Source organism: Streptomyces panacea, from assembly GCF_040560175.1.
GTDB lineage: Bacteria > Actinomycetota > Actinomycetes > Streptomycetales > Streptomycetaceae > Streptomyces > Streptomyces panacea.
The window spans coordinates 1-24,313 of the sequence record NZ_JARJHW010000076.1 but is presented as its reverse complement, the minus strand read 5'-3'; the positions used below and the strand labels follow the sequence as shown (position 1 = coordinate 24,313).

Annotated in this window: 23 protein-coding genes; 12 read left to right on the top strand and 11 right to left on the bottom strand. The window is 71.5% G+C overall.

Going from position 1 to position 24,313, the window contains the following annotated elements; translation table 11 throughout:
- Positions 1-59 precede the first annotated feature (59 nt).
- A complete protein-coding gene (locus P3L51_RS19275; RefSeq protein ID WP_354606500.1) occupies positions 60-932 on the top strand; it encodes a phosphotransferase in 873 nt (290 codons plus the stop codon).
- A 94-nt stretch (positions 933-1,026) separates the two neighbouring features.
- On the opposite strand, the gene P3L51_RS19270 is transcribed toward P3L51_RS19275, so the two are convergent.
- Both P3L51_RS19270 and P3L51_RS19265 read right to left on the bottom strand, forming a co-directional pair.
- On the bottom strand, positions 1,027-1,749 hold the full coding sequence (locus tag P3L51_RS19270) for a 3'-5' exonuclease (RefSeq protein ID WP_354606499.1): 723 nt from the start codon (positions 1,747-1,749) through the stop codon (positions 1,027-1,029).
- Positions 1,750-1,872: 123 nt separating this feature from the next.
- Entirely contained in the window at positions 1,873-3,105 is a 1,233-nt protein-coding gene (locus tag P3L51_RS19265) for a DUF5919 domain-containing protein (protein WP_354606498.1), read from the bottom strand.
- A 401-nt stretch (positions 3,106-3,506) separates the two neighbouring features.
- Between P3L51_RS19265 and glgX the strand changes: the two genes are divergently transcribed.
- Positions 3,507-5,630, top strand: coding sequence for a glycogen debranching protein GlgX (gene glgX / locus P3L51_RS19260; RefSeq protein ID WP_354606497.1), 2,124 nt, complete (start codon positions 3,507-3,509; stop codon positions 5,628-5,630).
- A 124-nt stretch (positions 5,631-5,754) separates the two neighbouring features.
- On the top strand, positions 5,755-8,097 hold the full coding sequence (gene treY, locus P3L51_RS19255) for a malto-oligosyltrehalose synthase (protein ID WP_354606496.1): 2,343 nt from the start codon (positions 5,755-5,757) through the stop codon (positions 8,095-8,097).
- An 82-nt stretch (positions 8,098-8,179) separates the two neighbouring features.
- On the opposite strand, the gene P3L51_RS19250 is transcribed toward treY, so the two are convergent.
- Both P3L51_RS19250 and P3L51_RS19245 read right to left on the bottom strand, forming a co-directional pair.
- Positions 8,180-8,554, bottom strand: coding sequence for a VOC family protein (locus P3L51_RS19250; RefSeq protein ID WP_354606495.1), 375 nt, complete (start codon positions 8,552-8,554; stop codon positions 8,180-8,182).
- Positions 8,555-8,790: 236 nt separating this feature from the next.
- Positions 8,791-9,339: an FHA domain-containing protein gene (locus P3L51_RS19245; RefSeq protein ID WP_354606494.1), complete on the bottom strand. Its 549-nt coding sequence runs from the start codon at positions 9,337-9,339 to the stop codon at positions 8,791-8,793.
- A gap of 124 nt (positions 9,340-9,463) precedes the next feature.
- Here P3L51_RS19245 and P3L51_RS19240 point away from each other — a divergent pair, with 124 nt between their 5' ends.
- The 7 genes from P3L51_RS19240 to P3L51_RS19210 all read left to right on the top strand — a co-directional run bounded on the left by P3L51_RS19240 (position 9,464) and on the right by P3L51_RS19210 (position 16,857).
- The gene (locus P3L51_RS19240) at positions 9,464-10,372 is read left to right on the top strand and encodes a GNAT family N-acetyltransferase (protein ID WP_354606493.1); all 909 of its coding nucleotides are present in this window, start codon (positions 9,464-9,466) and stop codon (positions 10,370-10,372) included.
- A 180-nt stretch (positions 10,373-10,552) separates the two neighbouring features.
- On the top strand, positions 10,553-12,304 hold the full coding sequence (gene treZ, locus P3L51_RS19235; protein ID WP_354606507.1) for a malto-oligosyltrehalose trehalohydrolase: 1,752 nt from the start codon (positions 10,553-10,555) through the stop codon (positions 12,302-12,304).
- Between the two features lie 218 nt (positions 12,305-12,522).
- Entirely contained in the window at positions 12,523-13,398 is an 876-nt protein-coding gene (locus P3L51_RS19230) for an ABC transporter substrate-binding protein (RefSeq protein ID WP_354606492.1), read from the top strand.
- The gene (locus P3L51_RS19225) at positions 13,395-14,282 is read left to right on the top strand and encodes an amino acid ABC transporter permease (protein ID WP_354606491.1); all 888 of its coding nucleotides are present in this window, start codon (positions 13,395-13,397) and stop codon (positions 14,280-14,282) included. Before P3L51_RS19230 ends, P3L51_RS19225 begins: the two co-directional genes overlap by 4 nt.
- Entirely contained in the window at positions 14,279-15,076 is a 798-nt protein-coding gene (locus P3L51_RS19220) for an amino acid ABC transporter ATP-binding protein (protein ID WP_354606490.1), read from the top strand. The genes P3L51_RS19225 and P3L51_RS19220 overlap by 4 nt, the downstream gene beginning before the upstream one ends.
- A 32-nt stretch (positions 15,077-15,108) precedes the next feature.
- Positions 15,109-15,756 (top strand): ASCH domain-containing protein, encoded by a 648-nt coding sequence (locus P3L51_RS19215; RefSeq protein ID WP_354606489.1) that lies wholly within the window; start codon positions 15,109-15,111, stop codon positions 15,754-15,756.
- A gap of 474 nt (positions 15,757-16,230) precedes the next feature.
- On the top strand, positions 16,231-16,857 hold the full coding sequence (locus P3L51_RS19210) for a TOPRIM nucleotidyl transferase/hydrolase domain-containing protein (RefSeq protein ID WP_354606488.1): 627 nt from the start codon (positions 16,231-16,233) through the stop codon (positions 16,855-16,857).
- Between the two features lie 77 nt (positions 16,858-16,934).
- On the opposite strand, the gene P3L51_RS19205 is transcribed toward P3L51_RS19210, so the two are convergent.
- A complete protein-coding gene (locus tag P3L51_RS19205) occupies positions 16,935-17,906 on the bottom strand; it encodes a DUF1444 domain-containing protein (RefSeq protein ID WP_354606487.1) in 972 nt (323 codons plus the stop codon).
- Between the two features lie 136 nt (positions 17,907-18,042).
- On the bottom strand, positions 18,043-18,681 hold the full coding sequence (locus tag P3L51_RS19200; RefSeq protein ID WP_354606486.1) for a nucleoside/nucleotide kinase family protein: 639 nt from the start codon (positions 18,679-18,681) through the stop codon (positions 18,043-18,045).
- Positions 18,682-18,768: 87 nt separating this feature from the next.
- Between P3L51_RS19200 and P3L51_RS19195 the strand changes: the two genes are divergently transcribed.
- Positions 18,769-19,173, top strand: coding sequence for a VOC family protein (locus tag P3L51_RS19195; protein ID WP_354606485.1), 405 nt, complete (start codon positions 18,769-18,771; stop codon positions 19,171-19,173).
- Between the two features lie 12 nt (positions 19,174-19,185).
- Here P3L51_RS19195 and P3L51_RS19190 read toward each other — a convergent pair whose 3' ends face one another.
- The 3 genes from P3L51_RS19190 to P3L51_RS19180 form a co-directional block, all read right to left on the bottom strand.
- Complete coding sequence (locus tag P3L51_RS19190) at positions 19,186-19,476, bottom strand: DUF3303 family protein (protein WP_354606484.1); 291 nt, start codon at positions 19,474-19,476, stop codon at positions 19,186-19,188.
- Positions 19,477-19,636: 160 nt separating this feature from the next.
- Positions 19,637-21,037 carry a M20/M25/M40 family metallo-hydrolase gene (locus tag P3L51_RS19185; protein WP_354606483.1) on the bottom strand — a complete coding sequence of 467 codons (1,401 nt, stop codon included), beginning with the start codon at positions 21,035-21,037 and terminating at the stop codon, positions 19,637-19,639.
- A gap of 113 nt (positions 21,038-21,150) precedes the next feature.
- Positions 21,151-21,735 (bottom strand): chloramphenicol phosphotransferase CPT family protein, encoded by a 585-nt coding sequence (locus P3L51_RS19180; protein ID WP_354606482.1) that lies wholly within the window; start codon positions 21,733-21,735, stop codon positions 21,151-21,153.
- 94 nt (positions 21,736-21,829) lie between these two features.
- Between P3L51_RS19180 and P3L51_RS19175 the strand changes: the two genes are divergently transcribed.
- Positions 21,830-22,303, top strand: a complete 474-nt coding sequence (locus P3L51_RS19175) for a hypothetical protein (RefSeq protein ID WP_354606481.1) — start codon at positions 21,830-21,832, stop codon at positions 22,301-22,303.
- 39 nt (positions 22,304-22,342) lie between these two features.
- On the opposite strand, the gene msrB is transcribed toward P3L51_RS19175, so the two are convergent.
- Positions 22,343-22,750 (bottom strand): peptide-methionine (R)-S-oxide reductase MsrB, encoded by a 408-nt coding sequence (gene msrB, locus P3L51_RS19170; protein ID WP_354606480.1) that lies wholly within the window; start codon positions 22,748-22,750, stop codon positions 22,343-22,345.
- Positions 22,751-22,769: 19 nt separating this feature from the next.
- Positions 22,770-24,170 carry a UDP-N-acetylmuramate--L-alanine ligase gene (murC, locus tag P3L51_RS19165; protein WP_354606479.1) on the bottom strand — a complete coding sequence of 467 codons (1,401 nt, stop codon included), beginning with the start codon at positions 24,168-24,170 and terminating at the stop codon, positions 22,770-22,772.
- Between the last annotated feature and the right edge of the window lie 143 nt (positions 24,171-24,313).

Below are 24,313 nucleotides of genomic sequence, written 5' to 3'. Positions count from 1 at the left end.
GGCCGGTTCACCTGACCGGTGCGAGCGGCGGCGACCGGCGGGATCAAGGGAGAGTTTCGATGGACGAGGCACGGGCGCGCGCCGTACTGGACGCCACAGGGCTTCCGCACGGGCCGTCGGCCGACGCCGAGCTGCTGGCGCTCGGCGAGAACGCGGTGTTCGCGACGGGCGAGCTGGTCGTCAAGGTCGGCCGAAGCCTCACCGACGCGCCGGAGCTGCTGGAGCGTGCCGAGCGTGAACTGGCCGTCGCCGACTGGCTCGCGGCGAGCGGCGTCCCCACGGTCCGGGCGGCCGAGCCCAAGGTCCGTACGGTGGACGGCCACCCGGTGACGCTCTGGTGGCGACTGCCCGACGCCGTACGCCCCGCGGGCCCGGCCGATCTGGCGACCCTGCTCCGCCTCGTCCACGCCCTGCCCGCGCCGCCCTTCGGGCTGCCCCGCAGGGAACTGCTCGGCGGGGTGGAGCGGTGGCTGCGGATCGCGGGCGACGCGATCGACCCGGCCGACGCCGACTATCTGCGCGAGCGCAGGGACGGCTTCGCCACGGCCGCGGCGCCGGCACCGCGTCTGGCCCCCGGCCCGATCCACGGCGACGCCCTCCCCCGGAACGTCCATGTCGGCCCGGACGGACCGGTCCTGGTCGATCTGGAGACCTTCTCCACCGATCTGCGCGAGCACGACCTGGTGGTGATGGCGCTGTCCCGCGACCGGTACGGCATGCCCCCGGAGGCGTACGACACCTTCACGGCCGCCTACGGCTGGGACGTACGCGACTGGTCGGGCTGCACCGTGCTGCGCGGCGCCCGTGAGACGGCGAGCTGCGCGTGGGTGGCCCAGCACGCCCCGACGAACCCGAAGGCGCTGACGGAATTCCGCCGCCGGGTCGCCTCACTGCGCGACGGCGACCCCGAGGTCCGCTGGTACCCCTTCTGACGGGGTGGGCCTCGATCGCCGGAACGGACCGCCCGCAGGGTGGGCTTCGACCCCCAGGAACGGACCGCCCGCCGGTCGCTCCCGGTACGCGGGCTCAGCCCGCCGCCGGGACCAGCTCGCGCAGCGGCCAGTCCGCGTTCACCACCGCGTCCGTGTTGCCCTTGCGGCGCAGGAAGCTCTGGAAGTCGACCGCCCACTCCGCGTACCAGGCGATCTGCCGTTCGTGCAGTGCCGCCGCCGTCAGGGACGCGACCTGGCGGTGGCGGCCCGCTATCGCCGTCGCCACCCGCACGGCCGCCAGCGCGTCCGCGCCCGCGTCGTGCGCGGTGTCCAGCACCACCCCGTACTCGACACAGACCGCCTCCAGATTCCGCTTGCCCCGCCGGTACTTGTCGACCGCGCGGTCGATCGTGTACGGATCGATCACCGGGCCGATCCGTCCGCCGGCCACCCGGTCGTTCAGCGACGGCAGCCCGTGCCGCGCCAACTCCGCCGCGAGCAGCGTCAGATCGAACGACGCGTTGTACGCCACGACCGGCACGCCCCGCGTCCAGTAGCCCGCCAGCGTCGAGGCGATCTCGTCCGCCACCTCACGCGCGGGCCGGCCCTCCGCCGACGCACGCTCGCTGGTGACCCCGTGGATCGCCGACGCCTGCTCCGGGATCCGGATACCCGGGTCCGCCAGCCAGTCCCGCCGCTCCTCCACCGCACCGTCGCGCACCGCGATCACCGCGGCGGTCACGATGCGCGCCTCCAGCGGCTCCGTGCCCGTCGTCTCCAGATCGAATCCGACCAACGGCTCCCCGTGCCAGCTCATCCCGGTCCTCCCTCACGCTTCTCCCCGTTCGACATTCACCTTCGCACGCGGCACTGACAACGCCGGGTGGGGCCTTGACGCGGCTTCAGCACGTCGTCACACGTCAGCCGGGTTTCCACGGCGTCAGGAGACGGGGCGGGAGTCGGCCCACACCGACTCGAACTCCTCGCGGTACGTCTGGAACAGCCCGTGCTCGGTGTCCTGGCCGGCCCGCACCACATCCCGCCCCGCACCCCGCAGCACCAGCACCGGCGCCTCCATGCCGCGCGCCCGTCTCAGGTACGACTGGACGACCGCCAGCCCGTCCGGGCCGTCCCCGTCGACCAGATACGCGGTGAAGCGCGGCGTCTCGTCGAAGACATGGATCTCGAAGGCGCCCGGGTCGCGGAGCCGGGAGCGGACCCGGCGCATATGGAGGATGTTCATCTCCACGGAGCGGCTCAGTTCGCCCTTCTTGAGGCCCAGTTCGCGTTCACGGCGCTTGACCGAGCTGCTGGCCGGGTTGAGGAAGAGCAGCCGTATCCGGCAGCCGGACTCGGCGAGCCGTACGAGGCGCCGGCCGGAGAAGTTCTGTACGAGGAGGTTCAGGCCTATCCCGACCGCGTCGAGGCGCCGGGCGCCGCCGAAGAGGTCCTCGGCGGGGATCTGCCGCTGGAGCCGGACCCGGTCCGGATGGACGGAGACCACGTCCGCGTACCGGTCGCCGACCAGGTCCTCCACGGCGTCCACCCTGAGCCGGTCGGCGGACGGCACGGCCGTTCCGCTGCCCAGGATCTCCAGCAGCCGCGCCGACGCCCGCTCGGCCTGCGCGAGCACGGCCTCGGAGAGCGCCCGGTTGCGGGAGACGACGTTACGGGCCACCTCCAGCTCGTCCAGGGCCAGCTCGACGTCCCTGCGGTCGTCGAAGTACGGCTGGAAGCCGGGCCAGTGCTGGACCATCAGCTCGCGCAGTTGCGGGAGCGTCAGGAAGCTCAGGACGTTGTCGTCGGCCGGGTCGAGCAGATAGCCCTTGCGCCGGGAGACCTCGCGGACGGCGACGGCGCGCTGGACCCACTCCTGGCCCGCGGGTCCGGCGGCGGCCACCACCCAGTCGTCGCCGTGCACCGGCTCGTAGATGGGCTTGAGGATCGCCGAGACGACCGCACGGAGCCGCTGTTCGACCAGATTCAGCCAGATATAGGCCCGGCCGGCCCGCTGGGCGCGCGTACGCACCTCGCTCCAGGCCTCCGGACCCCAGTCCAGTTCCGCCCCGATCTCCATCGGCCGTGCGAGGGAGACCGCTCCGGGCGGGATGTCGCCGGAAACCCCCTCGTGACCTGGGTCACCTGGGGGTAGCTCCAGCCCTCCCGAGCTCACCCGCGCACCGCCTTCCCTCCCCTTTCAACGATCAAGGAAGGGTACTGCGCAAATGGGAGGAGGTGCAGCCGGATGCACAGGCTCGTTTCTCAACTCCCCCGGCGCGGCCGGGCGTTCTGTGTGCCGATCTCGGCCGGAGTGGGATGATTCATAGTGATTGGGCCTGGTGACGGATGGTCGGATCAGGGGCGGCGTATGGTCTGAATCCGGCCATATGCGACGTCAGGACACGGTCCGGCAACGGGGTGGTGCTCCCGGAACCCGAAGTTGACCCGCCGGGTCTGCCCGACTGCTTCCGGCCCGGCTTCGGCACCGGCCTCCTAGGAGGTTGCGCCTCTTTCGGGGAGTATCTGATCGAAGAAAGCCCCAGCACCCGGATCAGAAGTGGAAGAGTCATATCTATGCAGGTCTGGCCGGGACAGACGTATCCCCTCGGCGCCACGTACGACGGCGCCGGAACCAACTTCGCGGTCTACTCAGAGGCCGCGCACCGGATCGAGTTGTGCCTCCTGCACGACGACGGTTCAGAAACGGCGGTGGAGCTCCGCGAGACAGACGCCTTCGTCAGGCATGCCTACCTGCCGGGCATCATGCCCGGCCAGCGGTACGGCTTCCGGGTCCACGGGCCGTACGCGCCCGAGAACGGGCAGCGCTGCAACTCCTCGAAGCTGCTCCTGGACCCGTACGCCCGCGCGATCAGCGGCAGCATCGACTGGAACGAGTCGGTGTACGGCTACCACTTCGGGAAGCCGGACTCGCGCAACGACATGGACTCGGCGCCGCACACGATGACGGCCGTCGTGGTCAACCCGTACTTCGACTGGGGCGACGACCGCCGCCCGCGGACCGACTACCACCGCACCGTCATCTACGAGGCCCATGTGAAGGGCCTGACGATGCTGCACCCGGATCTGCCGGAGGAGCTGCGCGGTACGTACGCGGGGCTCGCCCATCCGGCGGTGATCGAGCACCTCACCGAGCTGGGCGTCACCGCGCTGGAAATAATGCCGGTGCACCAGTTCGTCAACGACCACCGGCTGGTGGACGCGGGCCTCAACAACTACTGGGGCTACAACACCATCGGCTTCTTCGCCCCGCACAACACCTACGCCTCCTGGGGAGACCGGGGCGAGCAGGTGCTGGAGTTCAAGCAGGCGGTCAAGGCGCTGCACGAGGCGGGCATCGAGGTGATCCTCGACGTGGTCTACAACCACACGGCCGAGGGCAATCATCTGGGCCCGACGCTCTCCTTCCGGGGCCTCGACAACGCCTCGTACTACCGTCTCGGCGCCGACAACCCGCGGTACTACACGGACACCACCGGCACCGGGAACTCCCTCCTGATGCGCAGTCCGCACGTCCTCCAGCTGATCATGGACTCGCTGCGGTACTGGGTGGAGGAGATGCATGTCGACGGCTTCCGCTTCGACCTCGCCGCGACACTCGCCCGCCAGTTCCACGAGGTGGACCGGCTGTCGTCGTTCTTCGACCTGGTCCAGCAGGACCCGGTGGTCAGCCAGGTGAAGCTGATCGCCGAGCCGTGGGACGTGGGCGAGGGCGGCTACCAGGTGGGGAACTTCCCCCCGCTGTGGACCGAGTGGAACGGCAAGTACCGCGACACGGTCCGCGACCTGTGGCGGGGCGAGCCGCGCACCCTGGCGGAGTTCGCGTCCCGGCTCACCGGCTCGTCCGACCTGTACCAGGACGACGGGCGCCGTCCGCTGGCGTCCATCAACTTCACCACCTGCCACGACGGCTTCACCCTGCACGACCTGGTCGCCTACAACGACAAGCACAACGAGGCGAACGGCGAGGGCAACAGGGACGGCGAGAGCCACAACCGCTCGTGGAACTGCGGGGCCGAGGGGGAGACCGACGACCCGGAGGTGCTGGAGCTGCGCGACCGTCAGGTGCGCAACTTCATCGCGACGCTGATGCTGTCCCAGGGCGTGCCGATGCTCAGCCACGGCGACGAGTTCGGCCGTACGCAGGGCGGCAACAACAACGCGTACTGCCAGGACAACGAGGTCGCCTGGGTGCACTGGCCCGAGAAGGGCGACGAGAAGAACAAGGGCCTGCTCGCCTTCACCCAGACGATGGTCTGGCTGCGGCGCGACCATCCGGTGTTCCGGCGGCGGCGGTTCTTCCACGGCCGCCCGGTGGAGGGGACGCACGACGAGCTGTCGGACATCTCCTGGTTCACCCCTGAGGGTGAAGAGATGATCCAGGGCGACTGGCAGGCGACCGACGCGAAGGCCATGACGGTCTTCCTGAACGGGCAGGCCATCTCGGAGCCGGGGCCGCGTGGCGAGCGGATCTCGGACGACTCGTTCCTGCTGATGTTCAACGCGAGCGCGGAGGAACTGGAATTCGCCGTGCCCGCGAACCACGGCAGTCAGTGGCGGATCGTCGTGGACACGGCGCGTCCGGAGGGCGTGCCGCCGGGCGACGGTCCGAAGGTGGACGCGGGCGAGCGGATCACGATGATCGGCCGCAGCATGACCGTGCTGATGCGGCAGGTGTGACCGGGGCCGGGGCGGGGTGCGTGTCCGTACCCCGCCCCGGTCGTGGCCGCCCCGCGAGCGGGCCGGGCTGCCGAATGCATGAGCGGATGACACAGAAGCCGCTCAGCGGGGTACGTACGTTCGTATGACGCCCTCTGCCACCTACCGACTCCAGCTCCAGCCGGACTTCCCCTTCGCCGCCGCCGCCAAGGCGGTGCCGTACGTGGCCGCGCTCGGGGTCTCGCACCTCCATCTGTCCCCCGTCCTGGAGGCCGTACCGGGCTCGACCCACGGATATGACGTCGTCGACCACTCGCGCGTACGCGCCGAGCTGGGCGGCGAGGAGGGGCTGCGGCAGTTGGCCCACCGGGCCCACGAATACGGGCTCGGGATCGTTCTCGACATCGTGCCCAACCACATGGCGACCGCGCCCCGGCACAACGGGGCCCTGTGGGAGGTGCTGCGGGAGGGTCCGGCGTCCCCGTACGCGCGGTGGTTCGACATCGACTGGGAGGCGGGCGGCGGGAAGTTGCTGCTGCCCGTGCTGCCGGGGCCGGTGGGCGGTGAACTGGCCGGAATGCGGGTCGAGGACGGCATGCTGCACCACGGCGAGCAGCGCTTCCCGCTCGCCGCCGGCACGGAGGAACTGCCGCTGCCCGCGCTCCTCGACGCCCAGCACTACCGACCCGCGTGGTGGCGGCTGGGCCGCACCGATCTCAACTACCGGCGTTTCTTCACCATTTCCGAGCTGATCGGGTTGCGGGTGGAGGACCCGGAGGTCTTCACCGCGACCCATGCCAAGATCCTCGAACTGGTACGGGACGGGGTCGTCGACGGTCTGCGGATCGACCACCCGGACGGTCTGGCCGACCCGGAGGAGTATCTGCGTCGGCTCAACGAGGCGACGGGCGGCGCCTGTTGGACGGTCGTGGAGAAGATCCTCACCGGTGACGAACCACTGCCCGCGAGCTGGCCGGTGGCGGGCACCACGGGGTACGACGCGCTGCACCGCATCGACGGGCTGTTCACCGATCCGGCCGGCGCCGACGAACTGGCGCAGCGCTTCCGGGACTTCACCGGGCCCGCGGGCGACCGGGGCGGTTACTGGGAAGCGACCGTGCGGCGCGCGATGTACAAGGTCGTCATCGACGAACTGGCCGCCGAGACCGGGGCACTGGCCCGGATCGCGGAGCGGATCTGCGCGGCGGACGTCGCGTTGCGCGACCACGCGCCGTGGGCGCTGCGGACGGCGATCAGGGAGCTGCTCGTACGGGTGCCGGTCTACCGGCCCTACGCGGTCGCGGGCGGGCCGTGCCGGAAGTCCGACGAGGCCGCGGTGTCGGAGGAGGCGGCGCGGCAGGCGAAGGCGGCGTTCGCGGTGCCGGAGGAGGCGACGGTGGTCGACGTCGTAAGGGAGCTGGCGCTCGGCAGGCTCGGCGGCGGCCCCGACCGGACGGCGTTCTGCGCGCGTTTCGCCCAGACGTCGTCCGCGCTGCGCGCCAAGGCCGTGGAGGACACGGCGTTCTACCGCCATGTGCCGCTGCTGTCCGCGAACGAGGTGGGCGGCGATCCGGGGCGCCCCGCGGTGAGCCCGGAGCGCTTCCACGAGTACTGCGCGCGCCTCGCCCGTGACTGGCCGGCCACCGGCACCGTACTGACCACGCACGACACCAAGCGCAGCGCGGACGTACGGGCCGGGATCGCCGTTCTGTCGGAGTGCCCCGAGCGGTGGGACGCGTTGCTGCGCCAGCTGGCGGGGGTCGCCGCGCCGGATGCCCAACTGGCCTGGCAGGCCTGGCAGACGGCGATCGGCTTCACCCCGGCGGAGGCCCCGCCGGAGGGCGCCCGGATGGAGCCCGCGCTGCTCAAGTCCGTACGGGAGGCGGGGCTGCTCACCAGCTGGACGGAGCCGGATCCGGTGTACGAACAGGCGGTACGGGACTTCGTCGCGGCGGGTCCGGCCGGCCGCCCGCGTGAGGCGGTGGCCCGGCTCACGCGTGAACTCGCCCCGTACGTACGGGCGAACGCCCTCGGCGCGGCGCTGGTGCATCTCACGATGCCGGGCGTGCCGGACATCTACCAGCGGACGGAGCGGGAGTATCTGGCCCTGGTCGACCCGGACAACCGCGAACGCTTCCGTACGGGCCCGCCCGACGAGAAGACCGTGCTGACGGTGGCGGCCCTGCGGCTGCGCCGTGAACGCCCGCACGCCTTCGCGGAGTCGTCCACGTACACGCCCCTGAGCGCGACGGGCCCGGCGGCGGACCACTGCACCGCGTTCTCCCGCTCGGGCGAGGTCATCACTGCGGTCACACGGCTGTCCCTGCGCCTGGCGGCGTCGGGCGGCTGGTCGGGCACGGTGCTGGAGCTCCCGGCGGGCCGCTGGACGGACGCGCTCTCCCCGGACCGCGAGTTCCCCGGCGGTCCGATCTCCCTGACGGAGCTCCTGTCGGCCGGCCCGGTGGCGCTGCTGTCCCGCCGCGAGTAGCCGTGCGTCCCGGGCAGGGGACGGAACCCGGCCGCCGGACGGACGGGCGTGCCGCCGTCCGGCGGCCGGGTGCGCCGCCGGCTCAGCTCGTCGCGGGGGCCTGGAGGATCTGGAGGTAGTTGCCGACCGGGTCCAGAACGGTGGAGAAGATCCATCCGCCTCCGGTGTCCTCGACCGGCCGCACCCAGGTCACCCCGAGGGTGTTGAGGTGCTTCTCGGCCGCTCGGATGTCGCGCACCGTGATGTTGATCAGGTGCCTTCCGGGCTCCGTGGCCTTGTCCGCGACATCGTCACGCCGGTCGAATCCGATGATCGTCCCCTGCCCGACGACGAGCATGTGCGCCTCCCACCGGGCGCCCAGCGGCTCCAGCGCGGCGCGGTACCACTCGATGAGCCGTTCGGGATCGGTGCTGCCGAGGATGATGCCGAGTCCGGTGATGTTGCTCGGGGCTGCCATGAGGTGTGCCTCCCTCTTGTCCTTGCGCGTGCCTTCGCGCCTGATACGCACATACAAGGTCATGACCGTCCGCGGCGACGGAACTCATCGGTCCCCGCGCGCCGCCGCGCCGCCGCGCCGGTCACCGCAGACCCGTCACCGCTTCGGACGGCACGGAAAGCCGTTCGGTGCGGCGTTCGGTCCGACGTTCGGTCCGACGTTCAGCGCGGCGTTCAGCGCGGCTTTCGGTCCGGCTCTCAGTGTGCCGCGAGGCGGAAGCTCAGCTCGCCGAAGCTCACCATGTCGCCGTCACGCACCGCGACCGTCCCCGTCACCCGGCGCCCGTTGACGGTCGTACCGTTGGTCGACCCCAGATCCCGCAGGATCCACCGGCCGCCCTGCATACCCAGCTCGGCGTGGAGCCGGGAGACGGTGTCGTCGCTGAGCCGCAGCCCGTTCATCGGATCGCGGCCGATACGCAGCGGAATCGGGCCCGGGTCGGGCAGCAGCAGCTTCGGCAGCCGTTCGACCTGCCAGGCCCTGCTCAGCCGTGCGGAGAACGCGGACGCCCGCCCCACCGCGCTGAACAGCCGCTGTGTCCAGCGGCCGTCGGTGTCCAGGTCGGCCGTGAGCACCGCCAGCTCGTCGGACCTGCGCGCGGTCAGCGCGAGATCCATGCGACGTATGAAGGTGTCGTGCGACAACTTGCCCTGCGCCGCTCCTTCTCTCAGGACCGCGAGCACACGGTCGCGCTCGGCGTCGGAGAGCCGCGCGGGATACGTGTGGAACTCGAACGAGGACGTCACATGACTGATTGTCGGGCCGAGTTCGTGACGTGTCCAGAAGGGTCCTTCCACGGTGACGAAATTGGTTCGACCGGCCATTGGCTGGTCGTTTACGGTGAGCGCCCCTTCCTGGAGGCTCACTTACATGACCGATCCGGTCTTCCGTCAGCTCGCCGATTCCGAAGCACCGCTGTTCCGTTCGCTTCCCGACCCGGGACTCGTCGGCCGCGCGATCACCGGAGTCGAGTACCGCACCGTCGCCGAGGGCGGGGACTACCGCCCGGAGTGGAGCTGGGTGGCGCTGCGCGACGGCGTCGTCGTGGCCCGCGCCGCCTGGTGGGCCGGGCCCGAGGACCGGGAGCCGCTGTTGCTCAACTGGTTCGACATCGCGGAGGGCGAGGACGAGGCGGGCGCGGAACTGCTCCGCCGAGCGCCGTGGAACGTCGAGTACGAGATGATCGCGCCCGCCGGCTGGCGCGAGGACCCGGCGCTCCGCGCGGCCGTCGGGTCCCGGACGGGCGCCGCCCGGGCCGCCGGGATGAAGCCGCTGGTCGAGCGCTTCACCTACCGGTGGACGTCCGATCTGGCGCTGCCGGCGCGGCCGGGCCGGCTGGAGTTCCGCCCCGAGCCGGACGACGACGTGATCTTCGACGTGCTGCGCCGCGTCCACTCGGGCACGCTCGACGCGCACGCGCTGCGCGCGATCGACGAGTCGGGGCCGGACCGGGCCGCCCAGGAGGAACTGGACTTCTTCCGCTGGTGCCCGTCGCCGCGCGAGTGGTGGCAGCTGGCTTACGACCCGGCGGGCGAGCTCGTCGGCATTCACGTACCCGCGCACAACCCGTCGGGGCCGTGCGTCGGGTTCATCGGGGTCGTACCGGAGCAGCGCGGTCAGGGGTACGCGTACGACCTGCTGGTGGAGTGCACGAACGTGCTCGCGGAAAACGGGGCGACGTTCATCGCGGGCGCGACGGACCAGGGGAACTTCCCGATGGCCGCGCAATTCGCGCGCGCGGGCTATCCCGTGGTCACGGAGCGGATCAACCTCGCCTGAGCGGATCGGCGTGACCGGACCGGCGCGACCGGACGGCGCGACGGCTTGTCCGGCCGGTCGGATCTGACCGGATCCGGTCGTGTCCCGCGAATCGACGTGATCACCGAGCCTCCTGCCCGCACTCTTGTCACTATGTGGGTGAACACTGCCGACGACATCGGCGACAGAGGGGGACCACTCGTGCAGTTCGAGGTCTGGGCACCGCAGGCGCGGGACCGTGTCACGCTCCACCTGGGAGACGCCACCGGCCACACCATGACCCGCGACCCGCTGCGCGAGGGCTGGTGGACCGCCGACGCGCCCGCCGCCGACGGCACCCGCTACGGCTTCGCCCTGGACGACGGCCCCGTGCTCCCCGACCCCCGCTCCCGCCGCCAGCCGGACGGCCCCGACGGGCTCAGCGCGGTCGTCGACCATGCCTCGTACGAATGGTCCACGCCGTGGCGCGGCCGGCCGCTGCCGGGCGCGGTCCTCTACGAGCTGCACGTCGGCACGTTCACCGACGAGGGGACCCTGGACGCGGCGGGGGCCCACCTCGCCCCGCTGGCCGCGCTGGGCATCACGCATGTCGAGCTGATGCCGGTGTGCCCCTTCCCGGGGACGCACGGCTGGGGGTACGAGGGTGTGTCGCTGTGGGCGGTGCACGAGCCGTACGGCGGACCCGAGGCACTGAAGCGCTTTGTCGACACCGCGCACGGGCTGGGCCTCGGCGTCGTACTCGACGTGGTGCACAACCATCTGGGCCCGTCCGGCAACTACCTGCCGCAGTTCGGCCCGTACTTCACCGACACGCACCACACCCCCTGGGGATCGGCCGTCAATCTCGACGCCCCCGGCTCGGACGAGGTCCGCGCGTATCTGCTTCGGAGCGCGCTCGCCTGGCTGCGCGACTACCGCTTCGACGGGCTGCGCCTCGACGCGGTGCACGCCCTCGCCGACACCCGCGCGCTGACCTTCCTGGAAGAGCTGTCCACGGCCGTCGACGGGCTCTCGGCCGAGCTGGCCAGGCCGCTGTTCCTGATCGCCGAGTCCGATCTGAACGATCCTCGTACGACCACACCGCGCCCGCAGGGAGGTCTCGGGCTGCACGCCCAGTGGAACGACGACTTCCACCACGCGCTGCACACCGCGCTCACCGGCGAATCGCAGGGCTACTACGCCGACTTCGCCGCCGAGCCGATCGGCGCGGTGGCCAAGACGCTGACCCGCGCCTTCTTCCACGACGGTACGTATTCGAGCTTCCGGGGCCGGACGCACGGCCGCCCCGTCGACCCCGGCAGGACCTCGTCCCACCGCTTCCTCGGCTACGCCCAGACCCACGACCAGATCGGCAACCGGGCACTCGGCGACCGGTTGTCGGCGACCCTCTCCCCCGGTCTGCTGGCGTGCGCCGCGACGCTCGTACTGACCGGGCCCTGCACACCGATGCTCTTCATGGGCGAGGAGTGGGGCGCGCGCACGCCCTGGCAGTTCTTCACCGACCACCAGGACCCGGAGCTGGCGGAGGCCGTACGGAGCGGCAGACGGCGGGAGTTCGCGGCGCACGGCTGGGCTGCCGAGTCGATTCCCGACCCGCAGGACCCCGCCACACGCGACCGCTCGTGCCTGGACAGGACGGAGGCGACCCGCGAGCCGCACGCCCGCCTGCTCGCCTGGCACCGCGACCTGATCGCCCTGCGCCACAGCCATCCGGACCTGTCCGACCCGGACCTGGCGACGGTGAAGGTGGCGTACGACGAGGGCGCACGCTGGCTCGCCTACCGGCGCGGCGATCTGCGGATCGCACTGAACCTGTCCGAACGGCCGGCCGAGATCCCGCTGGGCGGCCGGGGCGGTCAGGTGCTGGTGTCCTGGGACAGTGTGGAGCCGCCAGGCCCGGACGGTGTGCTGCGGCTGCCGCCGGAGTCGTGCGCGGTGCTCGCGGGCGGCTGAACGGCTGGGCCGGGAGGGACGCCGCGAGACCTGCGGCGGGGTCGCCCGGGCGCCCGTCCACCGAGCTGACACCGACGGAGCAGCCGCTGAGTGCGGGGAGCCGGGGGTGGCGGCCGGTGTCGCGGTCCTGTTCACAGCGCCGCAACACCCGTTCCCACCATGCGGACAGCTGCCGTGATCTCTCGACAGACCGGCCCGAGCACTGCGATTCTCCCGCTATGCATCTCGTCAACCGTTCCCTGGTCACCGCTCTGTGCTCCGCCGTCGCCCTCTGCGCCGCCCTCACCGGCTGCTCCCCGCAGCCGGAGGAGAAGGCGTCCGGCAAGCGGGGCACGGCGGCGGCCTGCGCACCCGGCGGGCTTGCCACCGAAGTGGCGGGGAAGCTGACCGTCGGCACCGACAAGCCCGCGTACGCCCCCTGGTTCGCCGACGACGAGCCGTCCAACGGCAAGGGGTTCGAGTCCGCGGTGGCGTACGCCGTGGCCGAGCGGCTCGGCTACGGCCGCGACGCGGTCGTCTGGCAGACCGTGCCCTTCAACAGCTCGTTCGCGCCCGGCGCCAAGAAGTTCGACTTCGACCTCAACCAGGTCTCCATCAGCGAGTCGCGCAAGAAGGCCGTCGCCTTCTCCTCCGGCTACTACGACGTACGCCAGGCCGTCGTCGCCCTGAAGTCGTCGAAGGCCGCGCGGGCGACCGGCGTGGCCGACCTCAAGGACGCGAAGCTGGGCGCCCAAGTGGGCACCACCAGCCTCGACTTCATCAATGACCTGGTGAAGCCCACCCAGCGGGCCGCCGTCTACCAGAAGAACGACTTCGCCAAGTCGGCCCTGAAGAGCGGCCAGGTGGACGCCATCGTCGTGGACCTCCCCACCGCCTTCTACATCACGGGCGCCGAGGTGCCGGAGGCGAAGGTCGTCGGTCAGTTCCCCAACTCCACCGACAAGCCGGAGCAGTTCGGTCTCGTCCTCGACAGGGAGAGCACGCTCACTTCCTGCGTGAGCGGCGCCGTGGACGCTCTCCGCAAGGACGGCACCCTCGCCGCCCTGGAGAAGAAGTGGCTCTCCGACGCCGTCGACGCACCGGTACTCAAGTGACGCTGGACAAGACGCTCACCGGGCCCGGCGGCGACGACGGCTACGTCCCCTCGGAGCGCCGTATCGCCCGCGACCGCCACCGGCGCGCCCGCGCCCGGCGCGCGACGGCGATCGCCGCGGTCAGCACCCTCGTGACGGGCACGGTGCTGTTCGTCCTGATCACCAACTCCCCCGGCTGGGGCCGCACCAAGGAGACGTTCTTCAGCGCCCACTACGCGCGCGTGGCGTTCCCCCAGGTCATGGAGGGCCTGTGGCTCAATCTGCGGCTGCTGGCGGTGTGCGGCGCCGCCGTGCTCGCGCTCGGACTGCTGCTCGCCGTGGCGCGCACCCTGCGCGGGCCGGTGTTCTTCCCGGTACGGGCGCTGGCCACCGCGTACACGGACTTCTTCCGCGGACTGCCGCTCATCATCTGCCTGTTGATGGTGGTCTTCGGGGTGCCGGCGCTTCGCCTCCAGGGGGTCACCAACGATCCCGTACTGCTGGCCGGCACCGCCCTCGTACTGACCTACTCGGCGTACGTCGCTGAGGTCTTCCGGGCGGGCATCGAGTCCGTCCATCCCTCCCAGCGGGCCGCGGCCCGTTCCCTCGGGCTCAGCGGCGGGCAGGCGCTGCGCTTCGTCGTACTGCCGCAGGCGGTGCGCCGGGTGGTGCCGCCGCTCCTCAACGACCTCGTGTCGCTCCAGAAGGACACCGGTCTCGTATCGATCGCCGGCGCCGTCGACGCCGTGTACGCGGCGCAGATCATCGCCGGCAAGGACTTCAACTACACCCCGTACGTCGTCGCCGGTCTGGTCTTCGTCGCGCTGACCATCCCGATGACCCGGCTCACCGACTGGGTGACGGCCCGGATGGACCGGCGGCGGGCACAGGGAGGGATCGTATGAGCGCTCCGGCGGACGCCACACCGGGGACGACACCGGACGCCGCACTTGAGGCTCCCGTGCTGCGGATGGAAGCCGTCCGCAAGTCGTTCGGCACGTCACTGGTGCTGCGCGACGTGGACCTGGAGGTCGCCCCGCACACGGTGACCGCGCTCATCGGAGCCTCGGGGTCGGGCAAGTCGACCCTGTTGCGGTGCGTCAACCTCCTTGAGGAGGTGGACGACGGGGCCATCTGGCTCGACGGCGAGGAGATCACCGATCCGCGCACCGACACGAACGCGGTGCGCCGCCGGATCGGGGTGGTGTTCCAGGCGTACAACCTCTTCCCGCACCTCACCGTCCTGCAGAACATCACCCTCGCTCCCCGGCGCGTCCACGGGCTCTCCCGCACGGAGGCCGACGCGGGCGCCCGCGAACTGCTGGAGCGGCTCGGGCTCGGGGCGAAGGCCGGTGAGTACCCGGACCGGCTCAGCGGCGGACAGCAGCAGCGGGCGGCGATCGTACGGGCGCTGGCGGTACGCCCCCGGCTGCTGCTCCTGGACGAGATCACCGCCGCGCTGGACCCCGAGCTGGTCGGCGAGGTGCTCGGTCTCGTCCGCGAGGTGAAGGACGAGGGCATGACGATGGTCATCGCCACCCACGAGATGGCCTTCGCACGCGAGGTCGCCGACCAGGTCTGCTTCCTGGACGCCGGGGTGGTGCTGGAGCGCGGCACCCCGCAGGAGGTCTTCGGCGACCCCCGGGAGGAACGCACCCGGCGGTTCCTGCGGCGGATCGTGGAAGCGGGCCGGCTGTAAGGAGGCGGCGGGCCGGCGGCGCGTGCGGCAGGATGGATCGCGACGAGCCCGCCGGCCCCCAGGAGTACGACGATGACCGCTCGGAACGGCACAGCGTCGTGATGCTCACGCGGGTCGTCGCCGAAGGTGTCGCCCGGGGCGACATCACGCTCGCGTTCCGGCGCTGGGCGACCAGCAGGGTCTCCCCCGGCGGTACGTTCCTCTCCGTCGCCGGGGTGATCGTCATCGACGCCGTCGAACGCGTCGATCCGGCGACGATCACCGCCGAGGACGCCCACGCCGCCGGCGCCCGCCATGTCGCGGACGTGCGGGCGGCCCTGCGTGGCACCTCCCGTGATCCGGTCTTCCGGATCACCCTCTCCTACGGAGGACCGGACCCCCGGCACGCGATGGCGGCCGACACCGCCCTCGGCGCCGACGACGTCGCACACATCGGCGCGGCGCTGGACCGGCTCGACGGGCGAAGCACACGAGGCGCGTGGACACGCGAGACGCTGCGGCTGATCGAGGGCAACCCGGGCACACGGGCCGTGGATCTCGCGGCGTCGCTCGGCGTCGAGAAGGACACGCTCAAGCGCGACATCCGCAAACTGAAGGCCCTCGGTCTCACCCTCAGCCTCGACACCGGCTACGCGCTCTCCCCTCGGGGAGCCGCGTGGCTGCGCGCGCTCCAGGCGTAGCCGCGAAGTCCCGCCCGGCCCGAGACGCCGCGGTGACATCAGCCGCCGCCGCGGCGGGCGGTAACTCGCCGCGTCGTCAGTCGGCCGCATACGGCCGGGCCGTCCGTCATCCACCGCCTTGCGACGCACCGCACCAGCCACCGCGGGCCCCGCCCCGCGGGCGGAGGGCGCTACTTCGCGGACACGCCCTCGGCCCTGTCCGGTGCGGGCCGGTGCGCCCCGCCTGTCGTCCGCCGCCGTCCGCCGCCGTCCGCCGCGGTCCGAGCTGGCGTCCTGGACGCGCTGGATGGCCTCTTCGGACGCAGGCGGGCGGCAGGCGGGTGCGCTTCGGAGAGCGCCGCCGCACCGGCGCTCTCGAAGCCACGTATCGGCGAGCTCCCCGGCGCGCCTGAGGCCGTCCGCCGCCGACGCGCCGCCGACGCGCCGCCGGAAAACTCCTTGGCGTGGTGGTCCGAAACGGCGGAGACTCGTCCCATGGCTGACATGGGGTCGTTCCGCGAGGCGGTCATCGCGTGGGCGGCCGGTGGCCCCGGCGACCCGGGTGACCCCGCGCGCGAACTGGCCGCGAGGCTGTCCGTCCGGGCGGTCGTCCTGCTCGAAGGACCGAGTGACGCCGCCGCGGTCGACGCGCTGGCGGCGGGCCGGGGCCGGGACCTGGCGGCCGAAGGCATCTGCGTCCTGCCGATGGGCGGGGCGATGAGCGTCGGGCGATTCGCGCGGCTCCTCGGACCGTCCGGCCTCGGCCTGCGGCTCACCGGACTGTGCGACGAGCGCGAGCGTCGCTACTACACGCGCGGCTGGGAGCGGGCCGGTGCGGCACAGGACGGGTACTTCGTCTGCGCGGCGGATCTCGAAGACGAACTCATCCGCGCGCTGGGCGTGACGCGGGTGGCGGAGCTGGTCCGCGAGGAGGGCGACCTGCGTCCTCTGCAGACCTTCCTGCGCCAGCCCGCGCAACAGGGCCGCCCCTCGCAGCAGCAGTTGCGGCGCTTCCTCGGTACGAAGAAGGGGCGCAAGATCCACTACGGCCGTGTGCTCGTCGAGGCCCTCGACCCCGATCGCGTACCCGCCCCGCTCGACGACCTGCTGGCCATCCTCTGACCCCCTGGGCGCCGCGTGGGCCCGCCACCCGCCCCCAGCACTCGTCTCAGCCCCCCGTCAGTCCTCGTCAGCCCCCGTCAGTCCTCGTCCGGGCGCGACGGTGACACCAGGCGCTCCAGCAGTTCCTGGAAGTCGTCACCGACCACGATGCGCAGCCCGCCCGCCTCCGTGTTCCCCTGGTCCTTGTCGCTGAGCTGCGTCAGCGTGCCGTCGCGCCACCAGTAGACGTACGGGCTGATCGCGCCCGGCGTGTCCTCGAAACCCGACGCGGCGAACGACGCCATCGCGTTCAGCGACGGGATGACCGTGGCGTCACGTATTACGTGAAACGCGAGCTGGTGGCGGAACGGGAACGCCACCAGCGCCCCGTCCGTGCCGAGTTGGCGCCCGGTGACCTGGTGGACGACGCTGTCCAGCGCCAACACCCGGCTCGCGGTGTAGAACGAGTCGCCCATGACGACCTCGAACCGCATCCCCTCCGGGTCCTTGACCGTCTCCCGCCCCTCGACGGGCAGTTGGCGCAGATTGCCCAGCGCCTGCGCCCGCAACTCGTGCAGCGGGCCCAGCGGTTCCAGCGCCTCGTCGGTGAGCATCATGACGCTCTCCGGGAGGTCGAGCGCGAGGATCTCGTACAGTCCGGGGGCGACGGAGCGCGCGTACGCGAACGCCTGCGCGTCGAGGCTCTCGCCGCTGATCACCCGCGGGTAGAGCTGGGCCCGGATCTGCGCGGGCGACATCGTGTCGAGGGCCGAGGGTCCGTCCATGGTGCGCAGCACCATCCCGGCGTGCTGCCGGACGAGTTCGCCCCAGACACGGGCGCCCCGGTCGTCGTTGTGGCAGACGGCGGCGAGGTTGGCGAGCCCGAACTGGCGGCCCGCGCTGTCGGTCACCAGGTCCGAGTAGACGGTGACCTCCAGGCCCCGCTCGGCGAACGCCTCACGGACCTGGCTGCGGAAGTGCGCGGCCTCGGTGGTCGAGAAGAAGGTGAATTCCGGGTCGCGAGGCATCTCCCGCCCGTCCCGTTTCGGCCCACGTCTGAACAGCCCCACGTCGTCCGCCTCCCCATGATCGCGCTCGGCTTCGCGCCCCGGTCCCCGTTGCCCCTGTGATCGTCAATCCGCGTCGAACGTTCGATGGTAGGCCCTGAGCGGCGGCGGATGTCGGGGCGGGGGCGTACGACGGGGGTCAGCCGGTTCCGACGGAGACCGGCACGACCAGGTCAGCGCGGTGCCGGCCCCGTGCCACCAGTCGCGCGTTGGCCTCGTCGGAGTCCCTGACCCAGCGCTCGGCGTACGGCCGTTCCTTCCCGAAGCGCACATGCCGGTCGACCAGCCGGCGTACGCGCGTCACGGGGTCGAGTTCCAGGAACCACGCCTCGTCGATGAAGCCCCGGAGCGGCGCCCACACCCCGTCGTCGTGCAGCAGGTAGTTGCCCTCGGTGACGACCAGCGGGACGTCGGGCGCGACCGCGATGCTGCCCGCCACCGCCTCCTCCAGCGCCCGGTCGAACGCGGGCGCGTAGACGACGACCCCCGGCGCGGGTGCCCGCAGCCGGGCGAGCAGCGCGGCGTATCCGACGGCGTCGAAGGTGTCGGGCGCGCCCTTGCGGTCGGCGCGGCCGAGTCTGCGCAGCTCGGCCTGGGCGAGATGGAAGCCGTCCATGGGGACGAGTACGGCGCTCCCGCCGAGCGCCGCGACGAGTTCCGCCGCGAGGGTGGACTTCCCCGCGCCCGGCGCGCCCGCGATGCCCAGGATCCGGCGTTGGCCGGGGGCGGCGAGCCTGCGGGCGCGGCGGGTGAGTGCGTCGAGCTGCCGCGCGTCCATGGGCGCATTGTTCCATCCGGGCCCGCCCCGGCTCGAAGCCGTCCCGCCGCCTTGCCCAGCTGCGGTCATACGTATAACGTTTTCGCCATGCCTCATATCGCTCTGGTCACCCTCCTCGTACGCGACTACGACGAGGCCATCGCCTTCTACACCGGGCCCCTCGGCTTCGAACTGACCGAGGACACCGACCGGGGCGACGGCTCCCGCTGGGTGGTCGTACGGCCGCGCGGCGCCGCCGGCGCGCTCCTGCTGGCCCGCGCCTCCAGCGACGCCCAGCGGGCGGGCGTCGGCGCGCAGACGGGCGGCCGGGTGGGGTTCTTCCTCCACACGGAGGACTTCGCGGGGGACCACGCCCGGATGCTGGCCGCGGGCGTGCGCTTCCTGGAGGAGCCCCGGCACGAGCCGTACGGCTCCGTCGCGGTCTTCGAGGACCTGTACGGCAACCGCTGGGACCTGCTCCAGCCGGCCGCCCCGGAGCCCACGGCGCCGTAGCACCCACCGGTCTCAACTCGCCGCGGCGAGACCCTTCCGCAGGTCGTCGGCGTTCATCACGGGCTGGATCTCGATCTTCGCGCCGAGTTCCTCCAGGAGCGGCTCGGAGATGACCACCAGTTGCGAACTGTCCTTCATGTCGAAGACGAACGTGCAGGACCGCTCGCCCTCGCTGGGGCCGAAGTAGGTCGCCTCGGGCTTGAGCTGTTCCGTCATCGACTGCATGATCTTCGCCAGGGCGCCGTTCTTGATCGCCTTGTTGGCTACCTGGGTGTCGAACCGCGCTCTCAACATGACCCGCATGGCACTGGCTCCTTCCGCCCACCACGACCGGCGCGGTTGCGCCCACGCTCGCTGAGACCGGGGTGACGTCAGGCTCAGCGTCCCGGCGGGCGTTCGGCGCGGCAACATCTCACCGCCCATCCGGGCGGGCCACCGGCCGCGGCGGAGTCCGCGGCGCCCGTCAGTTCCCCGGCATCGGGAAGGCCACCGGGCTCCGCTTCCCGTCCCGGTTGACCGCCCGCACACCGAAGAAGACGTTGTCCTTGGACAGGTCCACCGTGTGCGTAGTCGCGAGGCCGACCTTGATCACATGCGTCCACTCCGGCTCCGTCGTCTCGCGCCACACCACCTCGTAGCCCGCCAGGTCGGGCTCCGTGCCCGGGGCCCACTTCAGCTCGGTGTCGTTGGTGAGGTTGCTCGTCACGATCCGCGCCTCGCGCGGGGTGCCCGGCGCCTGCGCCAGGGTCCACAGCACCGCGCCGTTCACCCGCGTCACGCGCGCGATGTAGTCGAAGTCGCAGAATTCGGGCAGGTCGCCGTACTGCTTGCCGTCCTCCACCCGTACGTCCTGGTGCTGGTGCGCGAAGTCTTCGGCCGGTTCGGTGAACCGGGCCGCCGGATAGCCCTGTTCGAGGAAGGGGATGTGGTCGCCGCCGCGCAGATAGCGGTCGCGCCGGTAGACCACGCGGACGTTCATGCCGGTCGCGTCGTTGTCCCCGACGTCGCCGACGAAGCGGGCGAGCTGCCGGGTGGCCGAGTCGTTCTCGCCGCCCACCGAGCGGCGGGTGTTGGCCTGAGCCGGGGTCTCGGACGTCGGTACGCCCTCCGCGAAGAGCCGCACCGTGTGCGGGTCGCGGGTGCCGTCGTCGGCGCGCGAGCTGCCGATGATGTCGTTGGTGAACATGCCCTGGACGTCGACGCCCGCCGCCTTGAACTGTGTTGCCGCGTACCGGGATCCGTAGAGTCCCTGCTCCTCGCCCGCGACCGCGACGAACACGATCGTCGCCGCCGGGCGCCGCTTCGCCAGCACCCGCGCCAGCTCCATCACGAGCGCGACACCTGACGCGTCGTCGTCGGCGCCGGGCGCGTCGCTGGTGGCGTCCATGACGTCGGTGACGCGCGAGTCGTAGTGCCCGGCGACGACGTACACCCGGTCGGGGGTGACCGAACCACGCAGCGTGGCAACGACGTTGGTGATCCTCGTCGCCACGGGGATGCGTGACGCGGGCTCCTGGATGTACGACTGGAGTTCGGCGGTCATCCTGCCGCCCGACACCGCCGCGTACGTCTTCATCTCCGCCAGGATCCAGTCACGAGCGGCGCCGATCCCGCGCTCGGGGTCGTCCTGAAGCGACAGCGTGTGCCGGGTCCCGAACGCGGCGAGCCGCCGCACGGTCGCCTCGATACGGTCCGCGTCGATCTCCTTGAGCAGCTTGCGCAACTCACGGTCGGGCACCTGGACGGTGGCGGCGGCCCCACCACCCCCGCCGGGCGCGGCAGCCGCCTGCCCGGCGGAGCCGATCAGGGGCACACCGGCGGCCGTCACGGCGGCCGAGGCGAGAACGGTCCTTCTACGCGGCATTCCAGCGGACTGCTCGGGCATGGAAAGTCCCTTCCGAAGCGATGAACGGCGACTTCATCGTCATGTACAGACCAACCCCACACAAGGCCGCGGCGCGGGACGGTCCGGAGGGCTCAGATCGCGTCGGGGGACAGCCGCGCCTTCAGCCGCTCGAACGCGGTCGGAACGGGTCGTCGCGAGAGGAATTCGCTGATCTTCAGGGCACAGTCCACCGCACCGGCCACGGACGTGTCGCACTCGACGTCGTACAGCCCGTGTGCGTGGACCTGATCGTATTGGCGGGCCGCGAGGCCCACCGGGCGATCGCCGCGTTCCCGCTCCCGGCGTTCCAGTTCCTCCAGCGGGCAGCGCACCCCCACCAGGACCACGTCCCTGGCCGGGAAGAGCGCGAGACAGTCCCGCAACCGCCACTCCTCGCTCAGTACGTGGTCCACCACCACGTTGTTGCCCGCCGCGGCCATTGCGGCGACAGCCCGGTGGAAGCCCATCCAGGTACGGCGCAGAAGCTGGGGCAGTTCGTCCGGGGAGACCTCACGGCGAGACCTCATCGCGTGGAAGGCGTCCACCGGCATATGGAAGTACGGCTCGTCCAACCGGTGCAGCAATTCCTTCGCGATGCTGGACTTCCCCGAACTCGACGTCCCGTTCAAGAAGATGATCCGCCCGGTTCGGGCGGGAACGGAACCGTCGCGGCCCACCGGCCGCGCGCTGCCAGGTACCGTAGGGCGTACCAATCTCGTGCACCTCCCTGCGGGCTGCGTGACACCCGAAGGAACTGGTGAAGGAAGCCCCATGACGACCAACCGAGGACGCAAAGACGTCATCCGTGACCGGATGAACGCTACCGGCGAGTCGTACAACGTCGCCGCCCGGAACCTCAAGGCCATGAAGGACATGGGCGCCACCCGCGAAGCCGCCCTCGTGCAGCGCTGGGTGCCCGCCGAGAGCTTTGATGTGCCCTGTCCCTGTGGCGGGACCTGTGAGCCGGGCGAGAAGTGCGATCACTGCCACGCCCGGCACCGGCATGTGAAGCGCTACCCGGGCAGCACCACCGAGGTCGAGACCTGGGCCGACCGGTACGAGTGCACCGGCTGTTCCTCCTCGTACACCCTGACCGTGCACCTCGCCGGGCGGCCCTGGGGGGTCGCCGAGACCGTGGTGGTCGGCGGGGCGGCGGAGCCGGTCGTACGGGCGCGGGTGCTGCCCGGGGTGATCCATCCGCTGCTGCGCCCGGAGACGGAAGCGGCGGCCACCGGAGGCGAGTGATCGCCCGCCGGGTGGCCGCCGAAGATCCCGCGCGAGCCGTCAGCCCTCGTCGGGGGTCAGCCGCAGTGAGATCGAGTTGATGCAGTAGCGCTGGTCGGTCGGCGTGCCGTAGCCCTCGCCCTCGAAGACGTGGCCCAGGTGCGACCCGCAGCGTGAGCAGCGGACCTCCACGCGGACCATGCCCATCGTGCGGTCCTCGATCAGCTCGACCGCGTCGCTGTCCTTCGGGTCGTAGAAGGACGGCCAGCCGCAGTGCGACTCGAACTTCGTGTCGGAGCGGAACAGCTCCGCGTCGCACGCGCGACAGGAGTAGACGCCGGTCGTCTTGGTGTCCGTGTACTCACCGACGAAGGCGGGCTCGGTGCCTGCCTTGCGCAGCACCGCGTACTCGGCCGGGGACAGCTCCTCGCGCCACTGCTCGTCGGGCTTGTCGATGTCGTACGCCATCAGATTCCTCTCTCACGCCTCAGTGGGACAGCCGGGCGAGGATCTCCGGACCAAGGTCCGTGACGTCGCCCGCCCCCATGGTGAGAACGAGATCACCGGGCTTCGCCATTCCCGCCACCGCCTCGGGCACCGCGCCCTGGTCGGATACGGCCCTGACGTCCGCGCCGGCCCGCTCCGCCGACTCGATGATCAGCGCGCTGGTGATGCCGGGGATCGGGTCCTCGCGGGCCGGGTAGATGTCCAGCACCACCGAGGCGTCGGCGAGGGCGAGGGCCTGGCCCATCTCCGTACCCAGCTCCTGCGTGCGCGAGAAGAGGTGCGGCTGGAAGACGACGAGGAGCCGGGAGCCGGGGGCGGCGGCGTCGCGCATCGCCTCCAGGTCGGCGGTCATCTCGGTGGGGTGGTGCGCGTACGAGTCGATGACCTGCACACCGTTCGCCTCGCCCTTGAGCTGGAGGCGGCGCTTGACGCCGGTGTACTTGCCGAGCGCGGAGGCGAGGTTGTGCGCGGGGATGCCGAGCGCGACGCCCGCCGCGAGGGCGGCCACGGCGTTGTGCGCGTAGTGGCGGCCGGGGACGGAGACCGTGAAGGTGAGGAAGCGGCCGGCCAGGACGACCGTGACCTCGCTGGTCAGACCGCGCGCGGTGACCTTGTGGACACGTACGTCGGCGTGCGCCGCCTCGCCGTACGTCACCACCTTGATCGTGGACAGGTCGCGGACCTTCGCGGTCAGCTCGACAGCGCCGGGCTGGTCGGCGGCGATCACCAGCGTGCCGCCGGGGACGATCTTGCCGACGAACGTCTCGAAGGACTCGTAGATCTCGTCCATGGAGGCGTAGTTGGCGTGGTGGTCCAGTTCGACGTTGAGGACGATCGCGACCTCGGGGTCGTACTTCTGGAAGCTCCGGTCGCTTTCATCCGCCTCGGCGACGAAGATGTCGCCTTCGCCGTGGCGGGCGTTGGTGCCGGGGCCCTCCAGGTCGCCGCCGATGGCGTACGACGGGTCGAGACCCAGCTCGGTCAGGGCGACGGCCAGCATGGAGGTCGTGGTCGTCTTGCCGTGCGTACCGGCGACGGCGATGGACCGCAGACCGCCGCCCATCAGGGCGGCGAGGGCGTCGGAGCGGTGCACGACCGGGACGGACAGCTCGGCGGCCCGTACCAGCTCCGGGTTGTCCGCCCGGATCGCGCTGGAGACGACCACGCACGAGGCGTCGTCGGCGAGGTGCTCGGCCGCGTGGCCGATGTGGACCGTGGCGCCGAGGGCGCGCAGGGCCTCGGCGGTGCCGGACTCCTTCGAGTCGCTGCCCGCGACCTTCGCTCCGCGCTGGGTGAGGATCTTGGCGATACCCGACATTCCGGCGCCGCCGATGCCGATGAAGTGCGGCCGTTCCATGGCGGTGGGGATACCGGGTGCCATACGTGTTCTCCCAGGGTGGTGCGGGTGAGGACGGGTGAGGACGGCGATGGAGCGGGCCCTCGCGGGCCGCCGGCCGGGTGCCGTCCGCGATCCCCCAGCCTATTCGCTTCGGCCCGCCCCCTCGGCCTTCCCCTCCTGTCTCT